This is a genomic window from Pedobacter sp. 01T416_2 (assembly GCF_056398925.1).
On the sequence record NZ_JBFTQI010000391.1, the window covers coordinates 1 to 5,463 of the forward strand.

At 41.5% G+C, this 5,463-nt stretch carries 5 protein-coding genes; 3 read left to right on the forward strand and 2 right to left on the reverse strand.

The window, feature by feature from the left end; genetic code table 11:
* Positions 1–67: 67 nt before the first annotated feature.
* Positions 68–319, reverse strand: a complete 252-nt coding sequence (locus AC1DPQ_RS16255) for a hypothetical protein (RefSeq protein WP_477586032.1) — start codon at positions 317–319, stop codon at positions 68–70.
* Between the two features lie 780 nt (positions 320–1,099).
* Here AC1DPQ_RS16255 and AC1DPQ_RS16260 point away from each other — a divergent pair.
* On the forward strand, positions 1,100–1,975 hold the full coding sequence (locus AC1DPQ_RS16260; RefSeq protein WP_477610250.1) for an alpha/beta fold hydrolase: 876 nt from the start codon (positions 1,100–1,102) through the stop codon (positions 1,973–1,975).
* A gap of 482 nt (positions 1,976–2,457) precedes the next feature.
* Here the strand turns inward: AC1DPQ_RS16260 and AC1DPQ_RS16265 are convergent, their stop codons facing one another.
* Entirely contained in the window at positions 2,458–3,573 is a 1,116-nt protein-coding gene (locus AC1DPQ_RS16265; protein WP_477610251.1) for an acyltransferase family protein, read from the reverse strand.
* A gap of 193 nt (positions 3,574–3,766) precedes the next feature.
* Here AC1DPQ_RS16265 and AC1DPQ_RS16270 point away from each other — a divergent pair, with 193 nt between their 5' ends.
* Together AC1DPQ_RS16270 and AC1DPQ_RS16275 are read left to right on the forward strand one after the other, a co-directional pair.
* The gene (locus AC1DPQ_RS16270) at positions 3,767–4,084 is read left to right on the forward strand and encodes a DUF6660 family protein (protein WP_477582490.1); all 318 of its coding nucleotides are present in this window, start codon (positions 3,767–3,769) and stop codon (positions 4,082–4,084) included.
* A 116-nt stretch (positions 4,085–4,200) separates the two neighbouring features.
* On the forward strand, positions 4,201–5,463 hold a 1,263-nt coding region (locus tag AC1DPQ_RS16275; RefSeq protein WP_477610252.1), incomplete at its 3' end, for an efflux RND transporter permease subunit.

The window sequence follows — 5,463 nt, forward strand, 5'->3', positions numbered from 1 at the left end:
AGATAGGTGAGTTAATTTTGAACGAGCATTATGAGCAGAAGGAAAAAAGATAATCAGCCACCTTTTCTTATTTCAAACCTCTTTCTTTTAAAAGGTTTTCTAATTCCTGATTGTTGTATTTCGAGTTATTGGTCAGCTTATAGGCGAAAAATAAAGGAATGAGTGTTAAAAACCCTAAACTGTTTTTCATAAGGCTGAAAAATACAACACCGATCAGAAATCCAATTAATATTGCATTGGTTATGGCTGCCGATTTCCTTTTTTTTGTTTCTTGCAACAATTCTTCATCTGTTAGTTCCGATAGATTTTTTTGTTCCATTTTCCGTGGTTTTTGAGCGTAATCTCCTGTGGGTAATGCTCAAATATACACGATAAACGCAACTACTAAAAGCGGTAGATCAGGTTTTAATTAAAAAAGCCCTTCTTTTAAAAAGCTTTTAATCAGTATTTTTAAAGAATGAATTTACAAACGAATTTGTTGAAATTTAAGCAGTCCGATTGCTCTGGTACTCATTTGGGGTAATTCCTGCCTTGCAGCAAATTTAAATTATCTTCCAATTCAGGTTTAATGCACCACATTTCGGACAGTTTGTATACTCTCCATCGAGTTTATTAAAAATACAATGGTTACAATGCCCGTAAACTTTGTTGATGTGTGTTACTACATATTTAGCATCTCCATGGCCTAAAGCGTAATTGTCAACGATATATTTTACTAAATGAATTGGTGATTCTATCTTTAGTTGTGTAGTTTGAGTTTTTCTGACTGCGTAAAATCTGGGATCTCAATTCCTTCTTTGGGTAAACAATTTTTACATTGGATTTTCATGATTCTATAAAATTAATAACCGCTTACCTCTGTTTAGCGTGTTATTACGGCTTAGCAATTTAATCTAAAGTCTATCCGAAGATAATAATCGTTTAGACAGTCCGCAGCCATAAAAAGATTTTATTTAATCGTTTGCTCATACAAAGTCTATTTCCTTATATTAATGTCGCAATCCGCTACCGAAGTTGTCGTTTTTACGTCGCGTTAAAGCCCCAAATGAATCTCATATTTGTATGGTTAATATAGTTCAAACTAAATTTAAATAGCTTTATGAAAAATTTATTCCAAACAGGTAATATCCTTAAATCAGTACTATTCTTTGCAATGATCATTTTTGCAGCAGCTCAATCAAAAGCGCAACAGCTTAAACCTGCCGAGAGCGGTTATGCGCCGGTTAATGGCCTTAAAGTTTATTACGAAGTATACGGTGAGGGTAAACCGCTCATCTTACTGCATGGTGCTTTTATGACCATCGAAACAAACTGGGGACAGTTAATACCCGAATTATCGAAAACCAGAAAAGTAATCGCCGTCGAATTGCAGGGACATGGGCACACTCCCTTTTCTGACCGGAAATTAGATCAGGCTACCCTGGCCAGTGATGTGGAAGGGGTAATGAAATATTTAAAAGTAGACAGCGCCGATGTTGCAGGGTATAGCATGGGTGGCTCTATAGCTTATAAGTTGACCATACAAAGCCCTAAACGCGTAAAAAAATTAGTAATCATTTCTTCTACTTATAAAAGTACTGGCTGGAAACCTGAAATAGCAGGTGCATTTAAAAATATGAAACCTGAAATGTTTGCAAATACACCTATGAAAACGGCATATGATGCGGTAGCGCCTGACAAAACAAAATGGACAAAATTTATAGAACAGATGATTGTTTTTGCAGGGACAACATTCGACATGGGCGACGCCAATATTGCGAAAATTACTTCACCCGTATTAATCATCGCAGGAGATAATGACGGCCTGGATAAAGTAGAGCTGAGTAAAACCTACCAATTACTGGGCGGCGACAAATTTGCCGATATGGGGGCGATGCCAAAATCTCATTTGGCTATTGTTCCTGGCCAGGGGCATGTGAGTTTAATGATGCAGACGAAAACCATATCAGCTTACCTAAATGATTTTTTAAAGTAATATAGACCAAAAGAAGAGTCTGTGTCACAAGTTGTGATTCCATTTGAACGTGTCACGTTGTCCAAAGGACTCCTACGGAGAGACTATCGAAACGCCTTAAAAGTATTTAAACATGGTCTTAGCGAGACGCTAAGACCAGTAGAGGTGTTTATGTCGGATGCTATTTCCGCCCAACTAGGCCGTAGCACTGTATCCCCGTTCTACTTAAATCCGGCCTAACATCCCGATAGCTATCGGGATCGGGCTGCACTGCCCAAACCAACCCGCTAACTTCAAGAGAAAAATTTTCAGCCGGTGTTTTTTGTTCCTTTTTGACACCAAAAAGGAAGAGCCCATCGGCGGCGGTGAGCCGAGGAAAGCATGAGCTGTAGGGTAAAAAATAATCAATTATATACGCCATTAATATTGATTTTATACAAAATTAACCCTCAGGATAACCATTCTATATTTATGATACAGCCTCTTTTAAGCCTAACCCAATCTTAGGCAAACTTTTTCCGCAACCATTTGCGCACTGGCTCGTCGTACCATTTTAAGGTGACGTAGGCCAAAGCAATCCCACCAACTAAAATGAGTAAGGCATAAGGCCAGGCCTGCACAATTGTTGTGCCTTTATGGTTGCTGATCCAGGCCACATAAAAATAAACCAATGGATAATGTACCAGATAAAGTGGATAGGATATATCACCTAAAAATTTGCATATCTTATGCTCTCTTTGCGTTTGCAATACGCCACTGGCGCCAATATATACGATGAGCGGGAACACGATGATAATGCAGACAGATTCGTAAATCCCGTTCATCCAAAGCTGCTCAGCCCCGCCAATGCGTGGCATATAAAGTACTAGCGCCACTAAAAAGCTGCACCATAAAAAGGCATTTTTAATTCGGGTAGGCTTGGCAATACGCGAAAGTAACAAACCCGCAAAGAAAGGGTATAGGGTACGGGTAAAGCCAATACGCACTTGTTCTGCATTTAGTGTCCAGCCGCCGCTTACATCGCCGTTTGTAATGGCCAGCTGTGCCAATGCAATAGCAGCGATAACCACTAAAATAGTTAATGCCGTTTTAGAAAACTTCCTGATCCACACCGCATAAAGAATGTTGGCAATGTATTCAAAGAACAAGGACCAGCCCACGCTATTCATGGGATGCATTTCTTGCCAGCCACGTATATCGAGCGATAGTGGTATAGGTAGGATGGTATAGCCAATAAGCAGTACCAGCAGCATCTTCCAAAGCGGAATGGTGTGAATGAGCGGCCATATGGTAGAATCTGTAAAATAGAATCCGATAGCGCCAAGGGTCATCCCCAAAATCACCATGGGTTGCAAACRTATAATACGGCGTTTGAAAAAACTGCCTACACTCATTTTATTCCATCGGTCGTCATAAGCGTAGCCCATTACAAAACCCGATAATAAAAAGAAAAAATCTACAGCCAGATAGCCATGGTTAACCAGGATATCGAGGTGCCCGGTGCCTAAGGGCTCGGTTAAGTGAAAGGTGACAACGATTATAGCGGCCACACCGCGAAGGCCATCTAATATAGGGTAATGTGGCTTGGTGGCCAGCTCATTATTCAGGTTAGTATGCATGTAGGGCTTGTAAAAATTGCAAGCCGTAAAAATAACCAACATTCTTTACCCCATAACTTTGCATCTACAATGATACGTAAGGCATTAAGGTTGCGTGAAGAGATAAATTGTTTTTTAGCCGTCAATCAAAACAGGAATTAAAATAAAAACGGGCTTTATGAATTAAAAACATTAATCATTACATTTGCCTTTGGTGAAAAACTTTGTATTCCTTTTTTCTCTTTATCTGATCCTTCTGGGCCTAATGCCCTGCCAGGACAAGGAAGATATGGTTTCCAAGTCTCACACAGAAAGCACTGTGCACAGCGATCAATCAAAAGCTGAGCATATGCATGGAGAATCCTGTCCACCATTCTGCAGCTGTGCCTGCTGTTCTGTCGGTCAGCACTTTCCATCCGAAAAGTTAACAGATCTGATTGTTCCTGTATTCCGTAAACCATACCCGGTTTTCCAGTGCTCTGCATTGAAAAAACAACCACTCGATATCTGGCAACCGCCTAAGCTCGTTTAATCAATTTTTTTATCTCATGGCGCTGTCCATGAAAAGCATGCTTTTTTACATGCACAATTTTGCACCATGAGGTGCAATGATGCCCTGCTATTTATTGATTTTTGATTTAAACGACAATGCTGAACAGAATAATACAATTCTCCATCAGGCAGAAACTGCTGGTGGGAATTATGATACTGGCGCTGATTGCCTGGGGCATATACTCCCTTAGGCAGCTGCCCATTGATGCCCTTCCCGATATTACCAATAACCAGGTCCAGATTATTACCTCTTCACCAAGCAACGGCGCGGAAGATATTGAGCGCTTTGTAACCTACCCGGTAGAGCAGACCATGGCTACTATTCCCGGAATAGAAGAAATCCGTTCCTTTAGCAGATTCGGCCTTTCAGTTGTGACAGTGGTGTTTAAGGAAAATGTAGAGATTTACTGGGCCCGTCAACAGGTGAGCGAAAGGCTTGCCGAAGTAGAAAGAGCCATTCCAAAAGGGATCGGCACACCCGAGGTTGCACCATTAACAACCGGACTGGGTGAGATTTACCAGTACGTAATCCATCCCAAAAAAGGATATGAAAAAAAATATGATGCCACCGAGCTCCGCACCATTCAAGACTGGATTGTTCGCCGTCAGCTCCTGGGCGTAGAGGGTATAGCAGATGTAAGCAGCTTTGGGGGGTACCTCAAACAGTATGAGATTGCCCTTAATCCCGACAAACTCAGAAGTATGGATATCTCCATCAGCGACATTTTTAAGGCACTTGAAAAAAACAACCAGAACACTGGCGGATCTTACATCGATAAGAAACCCAATGCCTATTTTATCAGGAGTGAGGGGCTTATCAATAGTATCGAGGACATTGAGAATATCGTTGTACGGACCAATGAGAATAGCATTCCTGTGCTGATCCGAAATGTAGCTGAAGTGAGGATCGGTGCAGCCACCAGGTATGGTGCCATGACCAGAAACGATCAGGGCGAAGTAGTCGGGGCGGTAGTGATGATGCTAAAAGGAGCCAACTCTTCCAAGGTTATTGCAAATGTAAAAACCCGGATGGATCAGATTGCAAAGAATCTTCCAGAGGGCGTGGTGATCGAGCCATTTCTCGACCGCACAAAACTGGTAGACAGTGCCATTGGTACGGTGACCAAAAACCTGGCAGAAGGCGCATTGATTGTGATCTTTGTACTGGTACTGCTTTTGGGAAATTTCCGTGCCGGACTGATTGTGGCCTCGGTTATTCCACTTGCCATGCTTTTTGCCATATGCCTGATGAACCTTTTTGGCGTTAGCGGAAACCTGATGAGCCTTGGCGCTATAGACTTTGGGCTAATCGTAGATGGAGCGGTAATTATAGTAGAGGCCTCTCTTCATCATCTGGGC

Coding starts and splice junctions, on each gene's coding strand:
- AC1DPQ_RS16255 (WP_477586032.1), bottom strand. CDS start 319: ATGGAACAAAAAAATCTATCGGAACTAACAGATGAAGAATTGTTGCAA.
- AC1DPQ_RS16260 (WP_477610250.1), top strand. CDS start 1,100: ATGAAAAATTTATTCCAAACAGGTAATATCCTTAAATCAGTACTATTC.